At 65.5% G+C, this 313-nt stretch carries 1 protein-coding gene; it reads left to right on the forward strand.

The window, feature by feature from the left end; all coding sequences use genetic code 11:
- On the forward strand, positions 1 to 313 hold a 313-nt coding region (locus tag AC3XQU_RS23540; protein ID WP_489876562.1), incomplete at both ends, for a Tn3 family transposase.

A 313-nucleotide genomic window follows, 5' to 3' on the forward strand; every position in this document is an offset into this window, starting at 1 on the left:
TGCAACTGCGGGCGGCCGTGTCTGACCTGATGCCGCGTGTCGATCTGCCGGAAATCCTCTTGGAAATCGCCGCCCGCACTGGCTTTTCCGAGGCCTTCACCCATGTCTCCGACCGCAATGCACGCGCCGACAACCTGGTCACCAGCCTCTGCGCGGTGCTGTTGGGCGGGGCCTGCAACACCGGCCTGGAGCCCTTGATCCGCACCGACAACCCGGCGCTGCGCCGTGACCGGCTGTCCTGGGTCAGCCAGAATTATATCCGCGACGACACCCTGTCAGCGGCTAACGCCATCCTGGTCGGAGCGCAAAGCCA

It is taken from the genome of Telluria sp. AZSoR62 (assembly GCF_058111565.1).